This is a genomic window from Lysinibacillus sp. NPDC059133 (assembly GCF_042755925.1).
GTDB lineage: Bacteria > Bacillota > Bacilli > Bacillales_A > Planococcaceae > Lysinibacillus.
The window spans coordinates 221,898-248,030 of sequence record NZ_JBHZDH010000002.1; the positions used below are offsets into that span (position 1 = coordinate 221,898).

Sequence of the window (26,133 nt, forward strand, 5' to 3'; positions counted from 1 at the left end):
GTCGTAAAATTTCACCAGCTTTTTAGATTTCAGAGATTGGTTTTGTCCCAACCTCTTGACGCTTACTTATGAAGAAAATAAATAGATGTCTTCGAACATACCTTAAAGTATGCTCAAGCTTGTTTCCTTTATATCAGTGATTAGCATATGACCCGGTGCATGGGTCATTATAATAGAGGGTTTACTTTCCATCGCTACTGCCTGAGGGGTTACGCCACAAGCCCAAAATACCGGTATTTCTCCTGGCTTAATGGACACGGCATCACCGAAATCTGGTTTTGAAATATCCGTAATCCCTATTTGTTCTGGACTACCAATATGAATTGGTGCACCGTGTACATTTGGAAAGCGTGAAGTAATTTGGATTGCACGAATCGCATCCTCTGATGTCATAGGGCGCATACTGACAACAGTTGGTCCTTCAAACACACCTGCTTTTTCACACGCGATATTTGTTTTATACATTGGCACATTACAGTTTTCTTGAATATGTCTTATTGGAATACCTGCTTCAAGAAGCGGTGTTTCAAATGTAAAGCTACATCCTATTAAAAAACCTACCATATCCTCTTCCCAATACTCTGTAATATCTAATACTTCTTCAGTTAAAATACCATTCCGGTAAATACGATACTTCGGAATGTCCTTGCGAATATCTGCATTTTTAGCAATTTTTGAAGGGATAAATGATCCAGGTTCTGTCACGTCTAATAATGGGCATGGCTTTGGATTTCGCTGACAAAATAGTAGAAAGTCAAAGGCATGCTCCTTCTTCAAAATTACTAAATTTGCTTGTGTAAACCCAATCGACATGCCAGAAGTTGGTCCAGAAATTTCTTGATTGCGAATAAGTTTACGGATTTCATTCGGCTCTAAAGCACTATACGTTGTCATCATCAATCCACTCCTTATAAAATAACCATCCATGAAAAGATGCTCACGGATGGTTGGTTGTTAGATTAACTAAAAATTTTTGGAATTTCTTCAATTAATGTAATAATGCTGAGATATCCCATAAGTACAACCACAATTGCTCCAGTTACAGTTAACCAACGTGGATGCTTATATGTACCAACAATTTCTTTTTTGTGTGCAGCAACTAATATAATGCCAAGTGCTAATGGTAAAACCAGTGCATTTAATGCACCTACTAAAATTAACACATTAACAGGCTTTCCAACCAAGGTAAAAGTTGTTGTTGAAATGACGATAAACGCTATAATCACCCAATTATGATATTTCTCAATGTTAGGGTGGAATGAACGAATAAATGAAACGGATGTATAAGCTGCACCTACAACAGAAGTAATCGCCGCAGCCCACATAATCATACCAAACATGCGATAACCAATATTACCCGCAGCTAGTTGGAAAACAGATGCAGGTGGATTGGCAGGATCAATGACTAGTCCTTTTGTAACAACACCAAGAACCGCTAAAAATAAAGCAATACGCATTACGCCAGTAATCAAAATCCCTGTCACAGAGCTTTTTGTTACTTCTGGCAAGGATTCTTGTCCTTTGATGCCAGCGTCCAAAAGGCGGTGACCACCAGCAAAAGTAATGTAACCTCCAACTGATCCACCAACCAAAGTTACAATCGCAAACCAGCTAATTTCTTTAGGCCAAACGGTGTTCACAATCGCTTCTCCTACGGGTGGTGAAGTTTTAAAAGCAACGAATAGCATGAGTAAAATCATGATACCGCCAGCAATTTGCGCAACCTTGTCCATTGCCTTTCCTGCTTCTTTATAGATAAATATAAAAATAGCAAAAAGTGCACTTACAATGGCACCCATAATTGGATCTACGCCAAGCATTGCATTTAACCCTAATCCAGCTCCAGCAACGTTCCCAATATTGAATGCTAAACCACCTATAACAATCATTATTGCAAGGAGAACACCTAATCCAGGTAACACCTTATTGGCAATTTCTTGCCCTCGCAAGCCAGAAACAGCAATGATTCGCCAAACGTTTACCTGTGCGACAATATCTAGAATTAATGAAATTAAAATGACAAATCCAAAGCTAGCCGCTAATTGCTGTGTAAATACTGTCGTTTGTGTTAAAAAACCTGGTCCGATAGATGAGGTAGCCATTAAAAAGGCAGCTCCTATTAACACACTTTTACTTGCTGTTTTCTTAACAAATTCACCTTTTTTCTCTTGCTCAATTCCCGCTTCACTAACTTCTGATTTTTTTGCTACCATTGGCTTACCCCTCCTTGATTGCACGTACTGATATTTGATGTTCTGCTAATCTTGAATGAATATATTCTGCAAATTCTACAGCATGTTCCCCGTCCCCATGAATACAAATAGTATTTGCCTGTAATGGGATTTCGATTTGCTGTTGTGACAGCACAATTCCCTCTTTCACCATTCTCACAACCTGATTCACAGCTTGTTCCTTATCGGTAATCAATGCATCAGGTTGTTTACGAGATGTTAAAGAACCATCCTTCTGATAAGTACGATCTGCAAACACTTCATGGGCTGTTTGAAGCCCTACTTTTTCTCCGGCTTTTGTTAATTCACTACCTGAGAGACCGAATAACACAAGCGAAGGTGAAATATCATAAATGGCTTGTGCGATTGCCTCAGCAATCGCTAGATTTTTAGCAGCCATATTATAAAGTGCTCCATGTGGCTTAACATGCTGCATGGTTTCATTGTAAGTCGTTAGAAAACCTTGCAATGCTCCAACTTGATAAATAACCATATCATAAGCTTCCTGTGGTGTGATGTTCATCTCACGTCGTCCAAAGCCATTTAAATCCGGTAATCCTGGATGTGCCCCGATTTTCACACCATTAGCAATGGCTAGCTTAACTGTCTCTCGCATGACTGTTGGATCACCAGCATGGAATCCACAAGCAATATTAGCAGAGGTTACATATTTTAAGATTTCTTCTTGCTCTCCAAGTCGATAACGACCAAAACTTTCCCCTAAATCACAGTTTAAATCAACTCGAAACATCTTCTTCCCCCATTTTCTTCCCACTAAAGTAGTAGTAATGAATACGTTTACAAATAGTTTGTACCGATATTCGGAACTTAAGTTTTGAAATTTAAAAAAATCTTAACATATTTTATTGTTACTGAAAAGTGTGAATTTAAAATTTTGAGAAAAAAATTTTTTTTTGAAATTTTCATTTAAATTAAACTTATTTTCGTTTATTGTTTAAATATAATATTAATAATCCGTTATTTAAAACTTATATACCGAATTATGAAACTTCAGGAGATGGTTTTTATGCTGAATTTAAAAGAGAATGTACAGATCAGACCTTTGAGTGATTCTGCACTAGTCATTCATGTAGGTGAAGGAATCAGTGAGGCAATTCACAACAAAGTTAAAAATATATTGAATTTATTAGAGAGAAATCCATTTGAAGGATTCATCGAGGTTGTGCCTGCCTATAATAATGTGACAGTTTATTACAATCCGATTGAAGTATACTTTTCAAATATAGGAAAAGGAGGCGAAATCCCTTACGAAAAGGTGAAAGCAACAATTCTTTCTTTAATGAATCAATCTCACATAGTTGAAACAACGAAGGAACGTGTCGTAAAAATCCCTGTAGTATATGGTGGTGAAATGGGACCAGATCTAGATTTTGTAGCCTCTTATCATGGTTTAACACCTAATGAAGTCATTAAAATTCACTCTTCTGTAGAATATCTTGTTTACATGATAGGCTTTGCTCCAGGTTTTCCGTTTATGGGAGGAATGGACAGACAAATTGCAACACCTCGTAAAGAAACTCCACGGTTATCGATTACTCCGGGATCTGTTGGAATTGCGGGAAATCAAACAGGGATTTACCCATTAGAAACTCCAGGTGGATGGCAAATCATCGGACGAACACCTTCTCGTTTGTTTCTGCCTGAACAATCTCCTCCAACCTTATTACAACCGGGTGATCGAATTCAGTTTGTACCAATCTCGTTGGAAGAATATAAGAACGATTGGGGGATGGAAACATGGGCATAAAGGTATTACAGCCTGGTGTGCTGGCAACCATACAAGACCTAGGAAGATATGGGCTACAAAAGTTTGGTGTTATCGTCGGAGGAGCAATGGATTCAATTTCCTTACGAATTGCGAATTTACTTGTTGGAAATTCGGAAGGAGAAGGCGCTCTTGAGGTGACACTTTATGGAACAACCCTTTTATTTGAAACTGATGAATTGATCGCAATTACAGGTGGCAATTTACAACCTTCAATAGACGGAAAAGAAGCACCCATGTGGCGACCACTTTTAATTCAAAAAGGATCTGTTTTAAAATTTACTACTGCAATTAGTGGTTGCCGAGCCTACGTATCGTTTAGTGGGGGAATTCAAGTGCCCAAAGTGATGAACAGTAAAAGCACCTACATACGTGCTGGAATTGGAGGATTTCAAGGAAGAAAATTGCTGAAGAATGATGTCTTTGAATTAGATAGACGATCAGAGTTAGGAGAGGCTCTTTTTGAACAATTAAAAAAAGAACCAACGTACCTTCCTTGGTCAGCTGATTACACATCCTTTGTTACATTTAAAAAAACGCAAACAATCCGCTTTATAAGAGGCTCTGAATATGAGCATTTCGATGAGGAGAGTTTAAAAAAATTCCTTTCAACGCCTTACACCATCACAACATACGCAGATCGAATGGGCTATCGATTAGAAGGAGAGGCTATTCAATTAAAAGAGCCATTTGAATTATTATCCGAAGGGGTTACATTTGGAACGATTCAAGTGCCCTCCAATGGGCAACCTATTATTTTAATGGCAGATCGTCAAACAACTGGTGGATATCCTAAAATAGCTCAAGTGATTTCTGCCGATTTACCATCATTAGCACAAATGCAAGCAAATGGTCGAGTCTATTTTAAAGAGGTCACTCTTGAAGAAGCTCAATTGGCATTAATACATCAAGAAAGAAAACGAAATGAATTAGCATTTGGGCTCCGTTTAAAAAGGTTATAGCATATTTAGATAATAATATTTCCTGAAAATTAGCAACTCCAGCGCAAAATGGGTAATCTCAAATGACTTTTGAGACTACCCATTTTTTAAAGCTGTTCATACCCTAATTGTTTAGAAATCATTGCGGTAGCCTTTTTTAGTTTATCGACGAAGATTTCAACGTTTTCCCCTTGATAAGTGGTTTCTAGTCCCGCAATACTCATTGCTGCAACGACTTCTCCTTTATGATCGTAAATCGGTGCTGCAACAGCAGATGTATAATTTTCTAATTCTGAATGGCTGATTGTATAACCAAGTTCTCTAGCCTGCACAATCGTTTCAAAAAGCCTTTCCTTTTCTGTAATCGTCCCCATTGCAAATGATTTAAGTTCTACCGATTCAAGATATTCCTTTATGTCGGCATCCGGTAAAAAGGATAATACAGCACGAGGGCAAGCCCCTGCATAAAGAGGACTTTTTCTACCAATTGCTGTGTAGAGTCGAACTTTTTGCTTCGTATCTATTTTCTCGATATAAACAGCATCGTCCCCATCACGAACAATTAAATTAATTGCTTCTTTTACATCATTATGTAACTCATTCATAATTGGATCCGCAATTTTTCTCACATCTAGGCGCGTTGATACTAGATGTCCAAATTTAAGGAAGAGAATACCTAACCTATATTTTGCATCAGTTCCCTTTTCTAAAAATTCCATTTCCTCAAAAGATTTCAACATGCGGAAAGCAGAGGTTTTAGGGATTCCTGATAACTCAATTACTTCTTGAAATGACAGTTCAGTATGATCGATAAATAAATTTAAAATATCCATTGAACGGATAACCGTTTTATTATTATTTGTCAATTTAAGTTTTCTCCCCCTTCTATACTAGATTTAATCTAATCATAATTTTTCTTTTCTTAAATAATAATTATACCTAACATCTTACTGATTTTATATGATAAAGGAATAAAAAACAGGAGCAGAGAACGGTTGCTTTGCTTCCATGCTCTTCACCCCTGCTTGTTATTCTTATTTACGTTTTCCTTAAATAAAATCACTCCAATCAAACCAACGATAGAGAAGATAACTGGCGTGATGAAGCCATAGTAATATCCATCAAATAGATTTCCTGAAGTTGATTGAAAATGATCCAATATATATCCAAAAATGATGGGTAGCAATACAGCACTTAGAAAGCCGCCCGTATTCGCAATCCCTGAAACAATTCCTGATTCTTCAAGTTTAAAAGATTGACGTACAGCTGCAAAGGTTAATGCACTTGCCCCATATCCAAAGCCAATGATAAAGAAAATAATAATTAGAAAGAACAAGGAAGGATGCCCATTACATAAAAGGAAAGAAAACCACCCTAATAAAACAATGATATGAACGACAATATACGGTTTTTTAATTGTTTCTAACCGACTTGAAATCCAACTAGCTAGAGGTGCTCCAATAAGGGCCCCGATAAGACCGATCATAATCAGCTGGCTGGCATCTGAGCGAGTCATTTCATACATATTCATCCCATATGGTACTGCCCATGAACTGATAAAGCCTACATAACCGCCGACTACCCCAAAATGGCAAAAGAATAGAGCCCACGCTTGCGGATTTGAAAATATTCTTCGTAGTAAAACGGATGTTTTTTCACGTTGCACTTTTGCTGTATCAACTTCTTGCTCATCCCCAAAAATTTGTTTTGTTTTTTTTACAAGTACAAAATAAAGGAGAATGCCACATAAACATAATAGTAGTCCTACTGAGAAAAATGTTACCCTCCAACCAAATAAAAGTATCCACGTGGAGTAAGGTACTGTCGCCAATAAAAAACCAAGACTTCCTGTCATGCCCGCCAGGCCAATTAATCGAACAAATTCCTTTGGTTGAAACCATTGGGCCAAAATTAGCACCATGTTAACCCATATGGTCGCATCCCCTACCCCAGTTAGTATTCTGGCAAAAAACAGGACAAATTCATGTGTACCCAGACTATAAACAATTGTCCCTAAACCTGTAAGAGTAGCACCAATAATTAGAAAAAAATTGGGCCCAAATCGATCAGCCAAAATCCCCATCGGAATTTGCAAACTCGTGTATACAAAAAATTGTATACTCGTCAATAACCCAATCGTTGATGCTGTTACATTAAAATCTCGCATCAATTGGTCTGTAATCAGTCCAGGGGCGGTTCGTTGACTCGCCATTAACAAATAAGTAAATAATACAGAAACAAATACAACCCATCTATATCTGCTATTTTGTTTGTCCAATGATTTCTACCCCTATTAGCTTTTACTATATATATATGAATTATAGGTAACGTTAAAAACCTGTTTTTCAAAGTAGTTTTATAATTTGAATTTGGTTAAAAATACTTTTAGTTCTCTAGTTATTACGACGAGCTCGGAGGAATATTTCGAGCTTGAAATCTTTTAACTGTCTTGTATATGCTAACCCATCTATCTCATTTATTAATTGTTGTTTGTTCAATTGCTTTAAATCTTGAACACATATTATTGCTGGGTAGTCTTAACGCTGGCCCTCTATCAAATAGAAAGCCTGGCATTTCATTATTTATCAAACACAAAATTAAATAGCTGTTCTTCTCCACTATTCATATCTTTCATTTTATAACGATTCGCAGTTACTTCATTCTCGCCAAGTACAATTGTCTTTTGGATATCCTCTCGATTGGCTTTATCCATTGCTTTTCGGACTTTTTTGCCACTTAGCTCAACCTCTACTCGATTGCCCTCGTTACGTAGTGCTGTAGCCAAAACAAGTGCCTCTTTTTCTGTTCTAATTGGAATGATGTAAATATCGATATCTGATTCTCGCTTCTCTGCTTTCCCTGTTAGCTCAAATGCTGTATAAATCACATCTAACCCAAATGAAATCCCCACCGTTGCAAATGAATCATTTGTACCAAGTAGTCCACCAATCGCATTATCATAGCGACCACCGCTCCCGATGCTCGATTTAATCATGCCATCCGCTAAAAAAATTTCGTAAATCGTACCTGTGTAAATTTCGAGCCCGCGTGCTAAAAACGGATTAAACACACATTGTTTTTCAATTCCTAATGTGAATAAATAGTCGGCTAGTTCTGTTAATTCTTGTAGCCCTTGACTAACAAATTCATTTTTAGAAACAAACGATTTAAAGTACTTCAGTGTTGGCATTGCATCTAAAAATTGCACTATGTCCTGCAAAGACTTTTCGGAAAGCCCTAGTTCCGTCAATTCCTTCACTAACGTTGCTCGTTCAATCTTTTCCATTTTATCTAAAATCAAAATGACCCGATTCATCTGTGCTTCAGGCACTTCGAACGTTTGTAGTAAGCCATACAAAAGCTTGCGGTTATTGTACTGAATCGTAACTGTTACATCTAGCTTCTTAAAAGCATCGACTACCATCATCATAAGCTCTGCTTCCGCTGCCTGCGATTCTACCCCTACAATATCAACATCACATTGCGTAAATTCACGGAAACGCCCCGCTTTTATTGGACCATCACGAAAAACCTTCCCTATTTCGTAACGCTTAAATGGCATAGAAATCGTCGGATTCATTGCGACCACTTTCGCAAATGGAATCGTTAAATCATAGCGTAATGCTAGGTCCCTTTCTCCACGATCCGTTAGCGTATATATCTCCTGTAAAATTTCTGCGCCTCCCGCATATTTTGAAGCCATTAAATCTGTATAGTTAAGAATCGGCGTCTCAAGCGGTTTGCACCCATACGCGATAAATGTATCTTCAAACGTTCTCCGAATTTTACGACGAAGTGCCTCCTGCTCTGGTAAATAATCTTGCGTTCCTCGTACATTTTGATAATCCATTTTTTTTATCATAAAAAGCCTCCTTATTTTTTTGGCAAATAAAAAAACCGTATAACCATAAAGCTCTCAATTCGGCTTTATTTATACGATTCCACGAAAAATAGTCTTCCTATGCAATATTAAAAATTTAATAAAGATAGCAAGACTATTACATATGATGATGTGTTGTAATAAAGGTATTAATCCTTATTTTTAACATAATGTTCCTCCCTTAGAGTTTAGAAAGACTATACATCACATCCCCCAAAAAATCAAAACTTTTTCTATATAGGGTCTCGTCAGATTTATGCGGATTTACAACATTAAGGATAAAAGAAAACCAAAATACCAATTTGATCCCAAATTATTAAATAGAAGTTGATATTAATACAAACGACAGTAATTTCTACCCATACTTAATAAAGCTAATGACAGAACTGACAAGTTTACCGATTCATCGACAACTAAAGTTTTTAAATGCTTTCATGCCTTGGTCAAAAAACATCCAGGCAACATGTATTAAATATCCAGCTATCCTAGAAAAATTCAGGTAGCTAGCGATTCGTCGTACGTACCGAAAAGGTGCACATTGTTTTATATACATGGCGGATTAAGTCACTCTGCGTTACTTTATAAGGTATGGCTAGATCAATACATGGAACAAGTAGCAATGGAAGAATGTTTCTGTGCGAAGTTTGATAAGGTTGTATCAATTTTAAAACGGAATAGTAAAGCTGTATTTCAAATATTCCCTTCTTTTTGGACAAAAAAAAAAGCACCTCCACATACAATCCATTAGTACAGAACCTCGACTGACCGAGTACTGGAAAACTGAATCATAAGCGAAAGTGCTTATTTCTCTAAGTATTAAATTTAGATAGTGAAACAAAACGGCTAAGAGAAGCTGCTGGAGCGTGGAGACGTAAGGCAGATGGTAAGGGTATTAGACGAGATTCCGTTCGTGAAAGGGTATAATGCAGAGCGAGCACACACTATAAAGTATATATAATTGATTATGATCGGTCTTATAGGGGCACTTATTGGGTCACCTCTAGCTAGTTGGATTTCAATTAATATGTTCCCCTCCCACAATAACCAAACAAAGGAGATATTGTAATGGGGAAAAATCAACATATTACACCGCATCCAAATGGCGGTTATCAGGTTAAAGGAGCAGGCAATTCGAAAGCGACCAAAATATTCAACACACAATATGAAGCTATTCAATATGGTCGAGATATCGCCATAAACCAAAAATCTGAATTGCTTCACAATAAACAAGGTCGAATCCGTGAAAAAAATAGTTATGGAAACGACCCTTATCCACCAAGAGGCTAATATTAATATCTATTCACCACTATATTAATAGGTCGAAATTTAAAAATAGAAAAGAAGGTGAAAGCTTGGTAGATTACGTTCCCTACCAATTTTCACCTTCTTTTCATTTCAAATAACATTATTTCTCTTATTCTATTTAACTGCTAACGCCGAAGTTGAATCTGCTGCTAATTCTACTTGTAGATCCGTATATGGTAATCCATGTGCATCAGCTACCGCTTTATATACTATTTTTCCATTTACTACGTTTATCCCCTTCGCTAAAACAGGATTATCTAAAGCAGCTTGGCGATAGCCTTTATTAGCTATTTGCAAACCGTATGGAACAGTTACATTTGACAAGCCCATTGTTGAGGTACGCGCGCAAGCACCTGGCATATTTGCAACTGCGTAATGCACAACACCGTATACTTCATAAGTAGGATTACTATGAGTAGTAATTCGATCAATTGTTTCAATAGAACCCCCTTGATCTACCGCTACATCCACTACAACAGACCCCTTTTGCATCGTTTGAATCATTTCTTTTGAAACTAGTTGTGGTGCACGTGAACCTGGAATTAGCACAGCACCAATTAACAAATCTGCTGTTTTCACTGCTTCAGCGATATTGTAGGTATTTGATGCAAGTGTACGAACACGTCCTTGGAACATATCATCTATTTGACTTAAGCGTGTAATATTAACGTCTAAAATTGTTACGTTTGCACCTAATCCTACTGCCATTTTCGCAGCATTCGTCCCGACAACTCCAGCACCTACAATCACTACATTTCCAGGTGCAACACCAGGAATACCACCTAAGAGAACTCCTTTTCCTCCTTTGGAATTTTCTAAAAACTGTGCACCAATTTGTACAGACATTCGGCCTGCAACTTCACTCATTGGCGTTAACAACGGTAAGGCACCTGAATCTAATTGAATTGTTTCATAAGCAATTCCAGTAACTTTACTTTCAAGCAAAGCTTTCGTTAATTCTGGCTCTGGAGCTAAATGTAGGTATGTGTAGAGAATTAGATTCTCTTTAAAATATTTGTACTCCTCCTGAATCGGCTCCTTCACTTTAATCACCATATCAACATCCCAAGCTTCCTTAGTCGATTTAGTAATTTGAGCGCCTACATCTAAATAATCTTGGTCTGTAAATCCACTACCTAGCCCTGCACTCGATTCAATTATTACTTCATGACCACCTTTTTTGTAAGCCACAACACCTGCTGGAGTAATTCCTACTCGATTTTCATTATTTTTTATTTCTTTAGGTACACCAATTATCATTATATTTCCTCCTACCTATTTTTTTATTAGTTTTGGTTTATAACTACAAGTTTCATTTCTGTCATTTCCTCAATTGCATACTTCAGCCCTTCTCTTCCCATACCACTTTCCTTTACGCCACCATATGGTAGATGATCTAAACGGAATGTAGGAATATCATTTATAATGACACCACCTACATGGAGTTTTTGCGTTGCCTGTAAAGCAACATGGATATTATCTGTATAAATACCAGCTTGCAAACCATATTTGGAGTCATTTACTTGATCAAATGCCTCTTGAATAGATGTAAACTTCATAATAGATACGATTGGTGCGAATACCTCCTGACAGGAAACCTTCTGCTCCGGTTTTACATTTAATAGTACGGTAGGTTGTAAGATATTCCCTTCAGATTCTCCACCAGTTGCAATAATTGCCCCTTGCCCCTTTGCTTCTTCAATCCAACTTAATGTTCGTTTTACATCTTGTGGACTAATTAAGGCTGAAACATCCGTTGTAGGATCTAGGGGATCACCAAGTTTCAACTCTTTTGTAGCTGCTACAAATTTATCTACAAACAAATCATACATTTTTTCGTGAACATAGATTCGTTGAACTGAAATACATACCTGCCCTTGGAATGCAAATGCACCGGAAACGACACGTGGAATTAATTTATCAATATTAACATTTTCATCGATAATAACAGCCGCATTAGAACCCAATTCAAGCGTTACTTTCTTAAGACCTGCTTGATTGCGTATGCCAATACCTACAGCGGGGCTACCTGTAAAAGAAATCTTTTTCACGCGATTATCCGTGACTAATTTGTTACCAATTAAAGAACCTGCACCAGTAACGATATTTAACGCACCCTTCGGTAATCCTGCCTCTACTAATAATTCACCAATAAAATAGGAAGTTAATGGTGTTTGACTTGCAGGTTTTAATACAACCGTGTTACCTGATGCTATTGCTGGCCCTACTTTATGAGCTACTAGATTCATTGGGAAATTAAAAGGTGTAATAGCTGCCACGATGCCTAATGGTTCACGAACCGTATAGGCAATGCGCCCGTCTCCACCGGGGGCAGCATCCACAGGAATTGTTTCTCCGTGTATTCGCTTTGCTTCTTCAGCAGCAAATTTATACGTTTGAATTGTACGCTGAACTTCAGCTTTGGCGGTTGAAATAGGCTTGGCTGCTTCTAGTGCTATTAGCTCTGCTGCTTCTTCAGCACGTGCTTCTAATAAAGAAGCTAATTTTTCAAGAATAATCGCACGCTTATACAAAGGCATATTCGCCATCGTTTTACGTGCAGCATCGGCAGCTACTAAAGCTGCTTCTACTTCCTCGACATTTGCCTTCGGTATTTCTGCAATGACCTCGCTACTATATGGAGAGCATAATTCTGTATACTCTGCTGCTTCCACCCAATCCCCATTGATAAATAAATTTTTCCTCATTATAATTACCTCACCTTTCGTATTACAACTTACTTGCCAATACCTGATTCTCTACTTCTTGAATCGCTTTTTCTAGAATATCTAATAAATCTCTTAACTCCTTTTGGCTTATTGATAATGGTGGTGAAAATACAACAATATCTTGAGCATCTAGGACAACAGAGCGACATATCAATCCCAACTTTGCTGCCTCTGTCACTATTTGCGGAGCGAGGAGTCTTCCTTCATAAGAGATTTCTATGCCTGCCATTAAACCTAAACCTCTTGCATCTACAATAAATGGATACTTCGCTTGTAATACTTTTAACCCTGCTAATAGCTCTTGACCACGAATTTCTGCATTTGCTACTAAATTATCTTTCTCTATAATTTCAATGTTTTTCAACCCAATTGCACAGGCCATTGGATGACCACTATAAGTGTATCCATGCAATATAGTTCCTTCTGATAACTCAGAAAATTCTTGGTGTATTTTCTCTGAGATCATTACACCACCTAATTGTGCATATCCACTAGTAATACCTTTTGCAAAGCACATCATATCCGGTACCACATTAAAATGTTCCATCGCAAAGAACTTACCCGTCCTACCAAATCCTGTGATAACTTCATCAGTTATCATCAAAATACCGTACTCATTGCAAATTTCACGAATTTCTTTGAAATAATTATCCGGTGCAACATGCACCCCCCCTGCACCTTGTACTGGCTCGGTGATAAAAGCAGCTATTGTTTCTGGACCTTCAGTTTCAATCAAATCACGTAAAGCCTGTAAGGAGAAATGATCTACGAATAGAAAATCCGGTGCATTAGAATTTGTAAAATCACGAAATCCTTTTAAACCCGTCGCACTTGTAGCACCGATTGCCACCCCGTGATAAGATCTCGATCTTGAGATAATTTTTTTTCGAGAAGTTTCCCCTTTTAATATCCAATAATGACGAGCCAATTTATAGGCGCTATCATTGGATTCGGAACCACCGGACGTAAAAAATGTAGTATTTAAATCACCAGGTGCTAATTCTGCTAACTTTTTTGCTAATAGAATAGCAGGCTCATTACTAAACGTTGCAAAACAAGAACTGAAGGCTAATTTATCCATTTGTTCCTTCGCTACTTCACCAAGTTCTGTTCTACCATGTCCGATATTCACATTCCAAAGCGAAGACATACCATCAATAACTTTTTTACCTGTAATATCATACAGATAAACACCTTTTCCTTCTGTAAAAATAAATGCCGGTCCATTTTCCGTCTTTACTGGTGAAGTAGGGTGTAGAAAATGCTTTTGGTCTAACACTTTAAGTTCTTCAACAGAATAATTTCTTTTCATAAAAATACATCCTCTCTTTTAAATGTTTTTAAACAATAAGCTTGCCAACTACTAAAATGTGATTTACTTACATCTCGGAAATAAATTAATTTAATTTTCAATCAATTTCGAATACAGGAATTGTTTCGACGATTTAATTGTTAAGAGAGATTTGTTTTATCAAATAATTTTCCACACTAATAATTTCCCGATTAAAAGTTTTTTTAGTGTACAAATACTCCTCACTTATTCGTTTGGTTGTACTAACAGTGCTAGGTTGATTATTCATAAGTACCATCTTCTCAATATTTATTAAATGGTTTTCGATCGCTTTGTCCGATAAATAGTCATGCGATTCAAATGACGACATTTATAGAAGTTGCAAAGATTGTTGCATTTCTTATGTCATTTTTAATGCTAGATTTTGTTTTTATTCTAATACCAATTGCATTAAGCCTACCCCCTTTTTCCATAACATTCCTAATCATTCAGCTACCCAAGCTAGAAGCATTATGAGAGACACTATATTAGTTTGAAATGGATATTCCCAAAAGTTAACGATGATTAACTCTCGCTCCACTTAATAATATAATTTGCCAAAACATTAGTTACTTCTACTACGCTATCTAAATGAACACATTCATCTGGTCCATGCATATTTTCTCCAATTGGCCCAAAGCACAATCCTTGTTTTCCGTAATACTGAGTAAATCGTGCATCATTTCCTCCAGCTCTTCCAACCATTATTACTTTATGTCCCATAACATCTTCTGCATTTTCGATGAATAATTTTACAAAAGGGTTCTCAGGATCTTGGTACCATGGCTCCGTTGACCATCCAAACCACTCTATAACAGGTGGGTTTTTATCCATCCACTCATCGCCTAAGACAGATTTCATAATCGTTTCTTGTACTAGTTGCTTAATTTCTTCGCGAGTTTCCCCTGGGATAAAACCAATTCTTCCTTCGAGGATCGCTTCCCCTGGAACTGTCGATACCCAGTCCCCAGCTTTTAGTACACCTAAGTTTAAGTGAACGGACTGTCCAGACCCCTTTTCAAATAAATCAAACTTAACATTTTTAGCACGCCATTCACTTAATTCATCCAGCGCACTAAGGATTTTCATCATTTTTGAAATAGCATTTATGCCTTCATGCGCTAAACCAGCATGCGCTGTTCTTCCCTTTACGTACACTCGGAAATACATAATCCCCCCATGACTTATTGTCATATTCAAATTATGTGGCTCTGTCGAAATGTACCCTTCTGTTACGAAGCCTTCCTCCAAACATGCTAAAGCTCCGCCTCCACCACCAGCTTCTTCTTCTATTACTGAATGTAGCTGAACATCTCCAGCAATTGGATAACCTAAATCAATTAATGTTTTCAATGCGAACCAATTTGAAATAAGTCCTGCTTTCATATCGGCAGAGCCTCGACCGTATAACTTGTTTCCAATAATATCTCCACTCCATGGGTCCATCGTCCAGTTTGAATATGGTACTGGAGAAACAACATCTACATGCCCATGAATCGTTAATGACTTACCATTGGAGACACCTTTATGTATTCCGATAATATTTTTTCGGTCTTCAAACGGAATACCTGAATCAATAAACGCTTCATGAGCTGAAACCTTCTCATATTTTGGTTCAATCTCATGCAAAATCAAGTTAAGTTCTTCATATTTTTTTTTCATGTATAATTGCATCTCTTGTTCATTACCAACAACGCTTTTTATACGTACGACATCTTGAATTATTTTAAATAATTCTTCTTTATTTTCTTCTATATACAGTCGAATTTTTTCTTTCAAAGCAATCACTCCTTTATTTACTTCTTGTGTCATTAAAAAGAGGAAGATTATCTAAGAGATTCTCATCCTCTAAATAATTAATTCAAGACTTTAATCTTATCTTCATTAAAAATCTCTTTATCTAATGACTCCAAGTCATCAATAGAGTCCATGCTTCCAAGTTCTTTTTTAAAGAATCTTGTTATAAACAGCATATAAATGATTCCGATTATAAGCCAAACGATTCCACCTATAAATGCATCAGCGTGTAAATGATACCAAAGAACTCCAGTAGCTAATGCTCCGAAAGAAGGCATAATTAAGTACTTAAAGGTTTCACTGCCTGATCTCCTTTTCTGACGTATATAGAAATGAACAATAACAGATAGGTTAACGAATGTGAATGCAATTAATGCCCCAAAGTTAATGACTGAAGCAATTAATTCTAAATTTGGTCCTATTGCAAATAATGATACGATTCCCGTCAAAACAATCGTAAAAACAGGCGTTCTAAATTTAGGGTGTAAGTATCCGAAAGTTTTTTTAGGAAGTACACCATTTCTGCCCATAACAAACAGCAAACGAGAAGCACTTGCATGAGATGCAAGTCCTGAAGCTACAGTAGCAGCGAAAGCTCCTGCAATGAAAAGCAGTTGGAATAACTTCCCTCCTACATATAAACCAATTTCCGGCAATGTATCATCTACATTTTCGAACACAGAAACATCCGGGAATAATGCTTGTGTAAAATAAGAAGCAATAAAGAAAATACCCCCACCGATTAAAACAGTTAGAAGGATTGCTCTAGGAACTGTTGATGTATCCTTTGCTTCTTCCGTATACATTGTTATTGCGTCGAAACCGATAAACGAGAAAGCTACTACTGTTGCCCCAGTTAAAACGGCTATTAATTTCACATTTTCATGTGATAGTGGATGAATCGTGAATAAAGTACCATTTCCCATACCGTGATAAAGTTGTACAGAAGCAAGTATTATGAAGATACCTATTAAACAAATCGTGAAAACAACGAGTATAAAGTTTAAGCTGGATGTTGATTCCATACTATAAGCATTAATTGCAGTAACTACAATGACATAAGCAAAAACCCAAATCCAAACAGGTACATTCGGAAACAGAGATTCCATATATATTCGAATAATTAATGCATTAACTAAAGGTAATAATAAATAATCTAATAACGATGCCCATCCTACGAGGAATCCTAGGTGAGACCCCATTGTTTCCCGGGTGTATGTATATGCTGAACCAGCAGCCGGGAATACCTGTACCATCTTTCCATAACTAATCGCTGTCAATACCATTACTAACAAGGCGACAAAATACGCCATTGGTACTACACCATTTGTTAATTTTGATACAATTCCAAACGTATCAAAGACCACTGTAGGCGTCATATATCCTAATCCCAGTGCAACAATTGACCAAACACCTAATGACCTTTTAAGCGTAGTGTTATCTGTCATTCATCCATCCCCTTTACATATTTTTAGCTGCTTCATTAATGTTTTAAACTGCGACTAATCAATCTGATCTGTATTGAGCACTGGTGGTTTATGCTTAAGACCTTTTGTCATAAATAATAAATAAATAACACCAATTCCTAACCAAACACTACCAAGAGCAATCGAATAAACATCTAGGTTGAAAAGCAAACAAGTTGTAAGTACTGCTCCGATTAATGGAAAAATCAAATAGAAGATAATCCCCTTTAAGGAGCGTTCTTTTCGCTTACCGTAATATAAAAAAACAACGGATAGATTCACAACAGTAAATGCAAGTAGGGCGCCAAAGTTAATGAAAGACGCGACAAAGTTTAGACTTAAAAACAATGCAGATAATGATAAAAGACCAATTAATAAAATGTTGTTAACCGGGGTTCTCGTTCTTTTATTTAGTTTTCCAAAAAAATTTTTAGGTAATTGTCCATCTCTTCCCATTGCGTATAATACACGTGCAGCACTTGCTTGAGATGCGGACGCGGAACCAAATACAACCACTGCAGTTTTTGCTAGGAATGCTGCTTGTAAGGCATTCCCGCCTACTAGGAAAATAATTTCATAGGAAGCAGAATCAGCATCTTTAAAACTCGTATAATCTGGCCAAACATTATGTGCAAAATAAGATACGACTACAAAACATAATCCACCAATTATTGTTACTAAAGATATTGCACGCGGTATGTTTTTCTCCGGATTTTTTACTTCTTCTGAAAAAGTAGAAACTGCATCAAAACCGAGGAAAGAGAAACATAATAGTGCAGCACCAGCAACTATATACTTAAATGACTCCTCGGTATTAATAAAGGGATCAAGGTTAAATAAAATGCCAGTCCCGGTTCCAGTTACTATTGATTTAACTGATAAGATGCAAAAGACAATTATAAATAATACCGATAAGCCTGTTACAATCATGTTGATATTTGCGCTTAACTTTACACCTCTAACATTTACAAACGTCACAAGAACGACTAATGTAAGTATCCAAACATACTGTGGAACTTCAGGTATAGCAGCTGAGAAGAAAATACCAAATAGTAAAAAGTTAACCATTGGGATCAAGAGATAATCCATTAAAATTGCCCATCCCACTAAGAAACCAACATGAGAATTAATAGCTTTTTGCGCATAGGTATAGGCAGATCCCGCAATGGGGTACGCTTTTGCCATTTGACCATAACTGTGAGCCGTAAACATCATCACAATTAATGCAAGTACATACGATCCAGCGACCATACCATGAGATATTTTAGAGGCTATGCCGTATGTGCTAAACACTGTAGTTAAAGCCATAAAGGCCGTCCCAGTAACAACAACAGACGTTAAAGAAAGCGATCTAGACAAATTAACTGGATGTTTTATTTTTTTCACTCCTCGAATAGTAATAAAAAAATCTTCCCAGTAAAATGATCAATTAACTAAAATAGTAGGATAGTAGACTGATTCACTATAAACAACTTCACCGTCCATAATTGTTAACAAAACTTTCGTTTGAAGAATTTCTTTATTTTCTACTTCAAAGAGGTTTTTATCTAGTACAATAATATCTGCTAATTTTCCAACTTCTAATGTACCCAAATCTTTTTCTCTGAATGTGCTGTATGCTGAACCTTTTGTATACGCTTTCAACGCTTCTGCGAGTGTTATCTGTTCTTGACTATTCCACTCATAATCACCAGTAAAGTCTAGTCTCGTAATCGCATGGAAAATTTCTTTAAAAGGATCTAATGTTGCTATTGGATAGTCTGTACCAAGAGCAATATACTCGACTGCGTCGTATAACGTTTTACATAAATACGTATAAGGGTCTTTCTCTTTACCGACACGCAAAGTATGACTTTCTTTTGGCATCAATGCTAGGTGAGAAGGCTGTACAGATGGAACAACCCCCAATTCTTTAAATCTCTTAATATCTGTCGGATGAATCACTTCAATATGCTCTAGCGCATGTCGTGAATCTCTCACACCATTATCCATCCTTGCTGCTTCAAATATATCTAGAGCAAGCCTAACTGCGCCATCACCAATTGTATGGAAGCGAATTTGAAATCCTTCTTTGTCCGCTTTTGTCACCCAGTTTTTGATCGTTTCTACAGGAAAAGCAGTACTCCCTTGTGTTATAGGTTTGTCTAAGTAAGGATCTAACATGTATGCGGTATGTCCAGTTACAACGCCATCAATAAACTGCTTAAGTCCTGCAAGCTGTAATTTTTCGGAATTGTACTTTTCACGCAAGCTTATCGCTCTATCTATATCATCATTTAACTCAGGGTAAAGATGAATTCGAGTCGTAAGTTTTCCAGCTTCATCATATGCCTTATACATATCGAAACTATTTAACTTATCAAAACTACTTGCAAACAAATCATTTACTGATGTAATGCCTAATTGAGCTGATTTTTTTAAGAACTCTTCAAACAATTCTTCTTTCCGTTTATCCGGAAATGCGAGAGCAATATCCACAACTAAATTCATTGCTGTTTCAAGAAGAATTCCTGTGATTTCATTATTTTCATCTTTTTGAATCGTACCATTAGGAGGGGCTTCAGTTTCATTTGTAACCCTAGCATTTTCAAGTGCTAAACTATTAACCCACGAATAATGACCTTCAGCGTGGAAAAGAATAATCGGGCGATTAGGAACTACTTTGTCTAAAGAAAAACGTGTCGGCAAGCATTTCTCTGCCCAATTTGTATGATCCCATCCATAGCCTATAATCCACTCATCAGCATGCACGTTTTCCGAGAATTGCTTTACTAAACTAGCAACTTCTTCTTCCGAATGAGCATCCGATAAATTGATACTTGCATGCGAGAAAAGACTACCAAACATGAGATGAAGGTGCGCATCATGAAATCCTGGCATAATGAGTTGGTTGCCATAATGATATTCCTTCGTGTCTAAACCTATAAATGGTTTTATTTCCTCCATCGAACCTACCGCAATGATTTTGTTACCTTTAATCGCAATGGCAGCTGGCTTTGCTTCATTTTCTAAACCTGTAAATACTGCTTCACTCGAAATAACTTTATCAGCGATAACCATTTATAACTCCTCTCTTTACCTAAGATTTACTTCTAATGGAACTCTTATAACAATCAATTGAAAGCGCTTACACAACTAAAGAAGTTAAATAATCGCAATAAACAATGGGCATCCACTGTTCGCCTATTAAAATAGGCGAACATAACGGACAAAAGACTCATACTAATTTAAGCTTGTAAACTGGATTTTTCCATTCCAAAAGTGTTGCATATTCTAATGACTCAACATCCCCAGGTAAATAGCCTGGCATTACTTTATTTAATACGTATCCGTTTTTCATTTGGAATGTTAATACAGGATCATATATTTTCCCTTTCATTACCTCTAGTGCATACTCATCTGCACTCATCTGCTCAGCATATTTATAGTAAAAAGGTATACGACCACCTACTAACATACTTTCTAAGTTAAGTTTCTCACATATTCTTTTTCGGCCATCATACAAATGACGTCCCAATTGTAACCCTCTAAAATCTTCGTGTACTCCAATCTCAATACCATATAGGTTTCTACCATTAGGGTTATGATTTCGAATAAATCCTAAATCACAGATTTGAAAATATGAGTGACTATCTCCGTAATCTTCAAAATTTACAATTAGACTTAAAGCGGTTCCTACAATTTTACCGTTATATTCTAGACAAATTTGACCTTCTGGAAACAACTCAATCTGACTTTCAAAATGCTCATATTTTAATGCCATATCAGGTCCGAAACACCTCATAGAAAGTGCGGCAACTTCAGCAAGATCCTCTTTTAAAATATTGCGGACAACTATTTCTTGTCCATTATTTTTTAAATTTACTTGAGACATAATAAATTCACCCTCTTATTTTATTGGAATTAAATTAAAGTTTATTACTTTATTAATTGTGTAGACTGTCTCCCATACATTCTTTAGAAACTATGTATGGGAGACATGGAGAATGTAGATAAGTCTACTACAATATATATAGTTACCTAGATTAGTAACATTTTTTATTATTTTAAATAAATCGATACAAACTTCTTCTCCAAGTACTCCTCAAGTCCGTACCAACCGCCTTCTTTCCCCATTCCACTTTCCTTCATACCACCAAACGGAGCTTGTACAACCACTGGAGCTGGATCATTAATACCAACAATTCCGAACTCTAAAGCACGCATCATTCGTAAGCCTCGACCAATGTCTCGCGTATAACAATAAGCTGCAAGACCATATTCAGGATGGTTTGCTCTTTCAACTACCTCTTCTTCCGTCTTAAATGTATAAATTGGTGCAACTGGTCCAAATGTTTCTTCTGTTGTAATCTTCATATTATCGCTTGCATATTGAATAACTGTGGGCTCAAAGAAGTAACCGCTTCCATTATTTAATGTAAATACATTACCACCCGCAATTACTTTACCATCATGTTTCACAGCGTCTTCTACTTGACTTTTCACTTTTTCAAGAGCCACTTTATTAATTACTGGACCGACATTTACGCCATCTTCTAATCCATTTCCTACAACTAATTTAGATACCTTTTCAGCTAACTTTTCTGAGAATTCATCAGCTACAGTTTCTGCTACGTAAATCCGGTTGGTGCTGATGCAAGTTTGACCTGAGTTAATAAACTTAGACACTAAGATACCATTAACTGCTGCGTCAATATCAGCATCCTCAAACACAATATACGGTGCGTGTCCACCAAGCTCCATTGATATTTTCTTCACTGTATCAGACGAATCACGGATAAGTTTTTTCCCCACACGCGTCGAGCCAGTAAATGTGATTTTACGAACGTCTGGGTTACTCGTCATCTCGTTTCCAATTTCTTCAGCTGGGCCAATTACCAGGTTTGCAACTCCAGCAGGTAGTCCAACTTCATGAAAGCATTCGAATACTTTTATCGCCGAAAGAGGAGTTAAGTCAGCCGGTTTTAAAACAATCGTACAACCTGCAGCAAGTGCAGGTGCAATTTTTCTTGTAATCATCGATAACGGGAAATTCCATGGTGTAATAGCTGCACATACCCCAACAGGTTCGCGAATTACCATTAAGTGTTTATCAGCTGCAGATGCAGGAATTGTTTCCCCATAAATTCTCTTAGCTTCCTCTGCATACCATTCTAGATAGCCGATCGCACCTGCTACTTCACGAGTAGCATCTGGTAAAGGCTTACCATTTTCAAGTGTAATTGTTTCAGCTAATTCTTTTGTTTTTTCTTTCATCAATTGAACTACTTGAAACAGGTAGTTGCTGCGCTCATTTCCAGTTGTCTTACCCCAGGATTCAAATGCTCTCTTCGCACTTTCGATTGCTTCTTTAGTTTCAGTTTTACCACCTGTAGCAACAGTTCTAATTATTTCTCCTGTCGCAGGATTTGTTACATCTAATTTATTTCCTGTATCTCGCCATTCACCATTTATATAAAGCACTAGAGAACCTCCCCTTTTTTAACTATAACCACCACTACTCAACTTACTTTATAGGAATAGTTTAGTTGCGTGTATTTTTAAAAGCAGTAATCGAATCGTCTATAATTTGAATCATTTTTTCAATTTCTTCTTTGTTAATAATAAGCGGTGGCGCAATTGCCACAATTTGGTTATATGCTCCAAGCGCTCTTAATATTAATTGGCGATTGAAACATGCGTCAACTACCGCATTTGCTGGGAAAACAGTTGGATCGAACAATTTCCCACTTGTTGGATCTTCATAAAGTTCAAATGCAGCCAACAGACCAATTACTCTGCAATTTGTTACAATACTATGTTTTTCAGCTAAGTAATCTAAACCTTTTTTAAGTTCTTTCTCCATTTCGTTTACGTGGTCAATAATATTATCACGCTCTAGTATTTCAATGTTTTTCAGTCCAATCGCACAAGCAGTCGGATGGCCACTATATGTGAAACCATGTGGGATAACAGCATCGAAGTTAGCAATTGTTTCTCTAATTTCATCATTCATCATGACCCCGCCAAGTTGCGAATAACCACTCGTAATTCCTTTTGCAATTGACATCATATCAGGGACAACATTCCAGTTGTTTACACCAAACATTTTCCCCGTACGACCAAATCCACAAATAACTTCATCTGCCATAAAAAGGATATTGTGCTCGTCACAGATTTTACGAACTGCTTCTAAGTAACCTTCTGGTGGAATATTAACTCCGCCCGCACCTTGCACAGGTTCAATAATAATTCCGGCAATCGTCTCAGCACCTTCTCTTTCAATTGTTCCACGGATAGAATCTGCATAGTTCGGGTCACTTTTATCACCTAACTCGCTGTTTAATAGGTGGGCTGTTGCACGAACAACTCCGTCTATATTTGATGATGCAAACTTGTGGTATGCTGCAAGACCAGTAGCTGTTTGCGCTCCTATTGTTACACCGTGATAAGCATTCGTTAGCGCAATAATCTTTCTTTTTTCTGATTTCCCTTTAAGCTCCCAGTAGAAACGAGCTAATTTAATTGCTGTATCATTTGATTCTGACCCACCAGAAGTGTAGAATACACTATTTAAATCTCCTGGTGCTAACTCAGCTAATTTTTCAGCAAGTAGAATGGATGGTTCATTTGAGAATCCTTTAAATGATGATGCATACGCGAGGGTAGATAATTGACTATTACCAGCATCTGCAAGTTCTTGATTCCCATGTCCTAAGTTCACGTTCCAAAGCATTGACATCCCGTCGATGTATTCCACATCATCCGTACTTGTAACTGTAACGCCTTTACCTTTAACAAAGATAATAGGCGGTCCATTGTCAATTAAAGCCTTCGGATTTGTAGCTGGATGTAGCAAGTGCTTTTTGTCCAGTTTAGCTAACTCTACAGTTTTTGATTGTTGAGTAATTTTAGTTGTCATTGATAAAACCTCCATTTATAAATTAATAATTTGCGATTGGATAGACACACTCTGGTATCAACTAAACTGAAATACAGTTTAGATCCAATTTTTGAATTATTCTTAATTATGAAAATAGTATATCTTTACATTTTTATAATGTAAATTATAATATTTATATGACTTCCATATATTTTATGAATACTAAAAGGAGGAGTTATCAAAATGAACCTTCATCGTTTACATTGTTTTATTACAGTAGTTGAGGAAGGTAGCATTACAAAAGCTGCTACTGCACTGCAAATGACTCAACCCCCCTTAAGTATTTTAATTAGAAAGTTTGAACAAGAATTAAATGTCACTTTGTTTAATCGTTTAGGTAGATCTCTTGAATTAACACCAAGTGGAGTATTTTTATATGAAAAAGGAAAAGAATTACTTGATTTATCTGAGAATACGGAGAAGAAATTAGTCGAGTTTCATGAAGGAATTAGAGGTACTGTGAAATTGGGTTGTACTACTTCAGCAAATCTATTTATTTTGCCAAATGTCTTAAAAAAAATTCAAAAGGAAACTCCTAACATAGTTACACATGTTCGCGAGGGTAATACATCATATATTTTAGAAGAACTAAGAAGTCATAAAATAGATATTGGAATTGTCCGAACTTCAGTGAGAGCGGAGGACATCCATACTTCAACACTACTAACAGAACCTTTACTTTTAGCTCTTCCACCCAACCATCATCTATGTGAAAAAGATTCTATTGATATTGCAGACTTGAAAAACGAACGATTTCTTTTAAATACAACATCTTATGGATCAGGTGTTGCTGATGATGTGATCGAGGCATGCCAAAAAAGTGGATTTACGCCTAATGTCGTTTACTGGGGGACAGAAACATTACCAACACTTATGATGGTAATGAAAGGCGCAGGAATTTGCTTTGTACCTAGCTGTTTCAAGCTACTTAATTCTCCTGATTTACCGGTACTTAGACCACTAGCAAATCCAGTGTTACAAACAAAACTTAATATAATTACACTTAAGGATCGTTACATGACATCAATTTCCAAACGATTTCTTGCGATTACCGAAGAGGTTGCAGAGAAAATGACAAGCATTTTCAATGATTAATGTGATTTAAGTAATGGCGTTCAAGTTAAAATATTCGGTAGATAATGCATAATAAGTAAAAATAAGCATTCTCACTTTAACATCAGGAATTAGCAATCCTACGGCTACTAATCGATTATTAACCGAAACAATACTTTGGCGGCTGCAATTCAATTAATCCTCAAGCTGATAAATTGTTGGAAATGCATAGCCACAATCTTTGTTAAATAACTCTAAATACTTCACGTAAAGAACCATATCAAATGGTTTTATTATTCCTAACTGAACGTAATAAAAAATATCCGTTGATACTTTTTCAAATTTCTCTGTGACATTATGGGTAGCTTCATAACTATCTGTCACATGGTTATACTGACTGGCTCTAAAGGTTATCGTATTTACTTTCTGTATAGTTTGCTTTGTGTACGCTAATTTTTGATGGATGATTTCCACTAGCATGGCAGGGGCATGATTCCCAATGCTTTTTCCAAAGCGCTTTTTGGATTGGATTTTGCCCTGTATATTTGTTTTGGTTTCTTTTGTACGTTTTGCCAATCCTTTAAAATGCATGGTTTCAATGTACACCTCATCGCCAAGAGACAAGATTTTATTTGCTAACGCACCATGTTTTTCTTTGATGTAGGAAGCTTTCTTTCTATATAATTCTTTTAC

Annotated in this window: 20 protein-coding genes and 1 pseudogene; 4 read left to right on the forward strand and 17 right to left on the reverse strand. The window is 36.7% G+C overall.

What is annotated here, in order from left to right:
• Nucleotides 1-102: 102 nt before the first annotated feature.
• The 3 genes from ACFXN8_RS02395 to ACFXN8_RS02405 form a co-directional block, all read right to left on the reverse strand.
• Entirely contained in the window at nt 103-894 is a 792-nt protein-coding gene (locus tag ACFXN8_RS02395; RefSeq protein ID WP_386842536.1) for a putative hydro-lyase, read from the reverse strand.
• 65 nt (nt 895-959) lie between these two features.
• The gene (locus tag ACFXN8_RS02400; RefSeq protein ID WP_386842504.1) at nt 960-2,213 is read right to left on the reverse strand and encodes an NRAMP family divalent metal transporter; all 1,254 of its coding nucleotides are present in this window, start codon (nt 2,211-2,213) and stop codon (nt 960-962) included.
• A gap of 4 nt (nt 2,214-2,217) precedes the next feature.
• Nucleotides 2,218-2,982, reverse strand: coding sequence for a LamB/YcsF family protein (locus ACFXN8_RS02405; protein ID WP_386842506.1), 765 nt, complete (start codon nt 2,980-2,982; stop codon nt 2,218-2,220).
• A 276-nt stretch (nt 2,983-3,258) separates the two neighbouring features.
• Between ACFXN8_RS02405 and pxpB the strand changes: the two genes are divergently transcribed.
• Both pxpB and ACFXN8_RS02415 read left to right on the forward strand, forming a co-directional pair.
• Entirely contained in the window at nt 3,259-3,999 is a 741-nt protein-coding gene (gene pxpB / locus ACFXN8_RS02410) for a 5-oxoprolinase subunit PxpB (protein WP_386842508.1), read from the forward strand.
• Entirely contained in the window at nt 3,990-4,979 is a 990-nt protein-coding gene (locus ACFXN8_RS02415) for a 5-oxoprolinase subunit C family protein (RefSeq protein ID WP_386842510.1), read from the forward strand. Before pxpB ends, ACFXN8_RS02415 begins: the two co-directional genes overlap by 10 nt.
• An 86-nt stretch (nt 4,980-5,065) precedes the next feature.
• On the opposite strand, the gene ACFXN8_RS02420 is transcribed toward ACFXN8_RS02415, so the two are convergent.
• From ACFXN8_RS02420 to ACFXN8_RS02430, 3 genes are all read right to left on the reverse strand, one after another.
• Entirely contained in the window at nt 5,066-5,824 is a 759-nt protein-coding gene (locus ACFXN8_RS02420) for an IclR family transcriptional regulator (RefSeq protein ID WP_386842512.1), read from the reverse strand.
• A 149-nt stretch (nt 5,825-5,973) separates the two neighbouring features.
• Entirely contained in the window at nt 5,974-7,236 is a 1,263-nt protein-coding gene (locus tag ACFXN8_RS02425) for an MFS transporter (protein WP_386842514.1), read from the reverse strand.
• A 300-nt stretch (nt 7,237-7,536) separates the two neighbouring features.
• Nucleotides 7,537-8,817, reverse strand: coding sequence for a histidine--tRNA ligase (locus tag ACFXN8_RS02430; protein WP_386842538.1), 1,281 nt, complete (start codon nt 8,815-8,817; stop codon nt 7,537-7,539).
• 1,086 nt (nt 8,818-9,903) lie between these two features.
• Here ACFXN8_RS02430 and ACFXN8_RS02435 point away from each other — a divergent pair.
• Nucleotides 9,904-10,125 (forward strand): DUF2188 domain-containing protein, encoded by a 222-nt coding sequence (locus ACFXN8_RS02435; RefSeq protein ID WP_386842516.1) that lies wholly within the window; start codon nt 9,904-9,906, stop codon nt 10,123-10,125.
• 132 nt (nt 10,126-10,257) lie between these two features.
• On the opposite strand, the gene ald is transcribed toward ACFXN8_RS02435, so the two are convergent.
• From ald to ACFXN8_RS02485, 10 genes are all read right to left on the reverse strand, one after another.
• Nucleotides 10,258-11,403 (reverse strand): alanine dehydrogenase, encoded by a 1,146-nt coding sequence (gene ald, locus ACFXN8_RS02440; protein ID WP_376077168.1) that lies wholly within the window; start codon nt 11,401-11,403, stop codon nt 10,258-10,260.
• Nucleotides 11,404-11,429: 26 nt separating this feature from the next.
• On the reverse strand, nt 11,430-12,851 hold the full coding sequence (locus ACFXN8_RS02445) for an aldehyde dehydrogenase family protein (protein ID WP_376077170.1): 1,422 nt from the start codon (nt 12,849-12,851) through the stop codon (nt 11,430-11,432).
• A gap of 22 nt (nt 12,852-12,873) precedes the next feature.
• The gene (locus ACFXN8_RS02450) at nt 12,874-14,184 is read right to left on the reverse strand and encodes an aminotransferase family protein (RefSeq protein ID WP_376077173.1); all 1,311 of its coding nucleotides are present in this window, start codon (nt 14,182-14,184) and stop codon (nt 12,874-12,876) included.
• Between the two features lie 543 nt (nt 14,185-14,727).
• Nucleotides 14,728-15,981 carry an ArgE/DapE family deacylase gene (locus ACFXN8_RS02455; protein ID WP_376077175.1) on the reverse strand — a complete coding sequence of 418 codons (1,254 nt, stop codon included), beginning with the start codon at nt 15,979-15,981 and terminating at the stop codon, nt 14,728-14,730.
• Nucleotides 15,982-16,058: 77 nt separating this feature from the next.
• Nucleotides 16,059-17,447, reverse strand: coding sequence for an APC family permease (locus ACFXN8_RS02460; protein ID WP_376077177.1), 1,389 nt, complete (start codon nt 17,445-17,447; stop codon nt 16,059-16,061).
• A 54-nt stretch (nt 17,448-17,501) separates the two neighbouring features.
• Nucleotides 17,502-18,773, reverse strand: coding sequence for an APC family permease (locus ACFXN8_RS02465; RefSeq protein ID WP_386842520.1), 1,272 nt, complete (start codon nt 18,771-18,773; stop codon nt 17,502-17,504).
• Between the two features lie 117 nt (nt 18,774-18,890).
• On the reverse strand, nt 18,891-20,525 hold the full coding sequence (locus ACFXN8_RS02470) for an amidohydrolase (protein WP_386842522.1): 1,635 nt from the start codon (nt 20,523-20,525) through the stop codon (nt 18,891-18,893).
• Nucleotides 20,526-20,682: 157 nt separating this feature from the next.
• The gene (locus ACFXN8_RS02475; protein ID WP_386842524.1) at nt 20,683-21,339 is read right to left on the reverse strand and encodes a GNAT family N-acetyltransferase; all 657 of its coding nucleotides are present in this window, start codon (nt 21,337-21,339) and stop codon (nt 20,683-20,685) included.
• 167 nt (nt 21,340-21,506) lie between these two features.
• Nucleotides 21,507-22,928, reverse strand: coding sequence for an NAD-dependent succinate-semialdehyde dehydrogenase (locus ACFXN8_RS02480; protein ID WP_386842526.1), 1,422 nt, complete (start codon nt 22,926-22,928; stop codon nt 21,507-21,509).
• Between the two features lie 61 nt (nt 22,929-22,989).
• Nucleotides 22,990-24,366, reverse strand: a complete 1,377-nt coding sequence (locus ACFXN8_RS02485; RefSeq protein WP_370048016.1) for an aminotransferase family protein — start codon at nt 24,364-24,366, stop codon at nt 22,990-22,992.
• Nucleotides 24,367-24,570: 204 nt separating this feature from the next.
• Here ACFXN8_RS02485 and ACFXN8_RS02490 point away from each other — a divergent pair, with 204 nt between their 5' ends.
• On the forward strand, nt 24,571-25,482 hold the full coding sequence (locus tag ACFXN8_RS02490; RefSeq protein WP_376077194.1) for a LysR family transcriptional regulator: 912 nt from the start codon (nt 24,571-24,573) through the stop codon (nt 25,480-25,482).
• A gap of 153 nt (nt 25,483-25,635) precedes the next feature.
• Here the strand turns inward: ACFXN8_RS02490 and ACFXN8_RS02495 are convergent.
• A pseudogene (locus tag ACFXN8_RS02495) lies at nt 25,636-26,133 on the reverse strand (hypothetical protein); the annotation flags it as partial.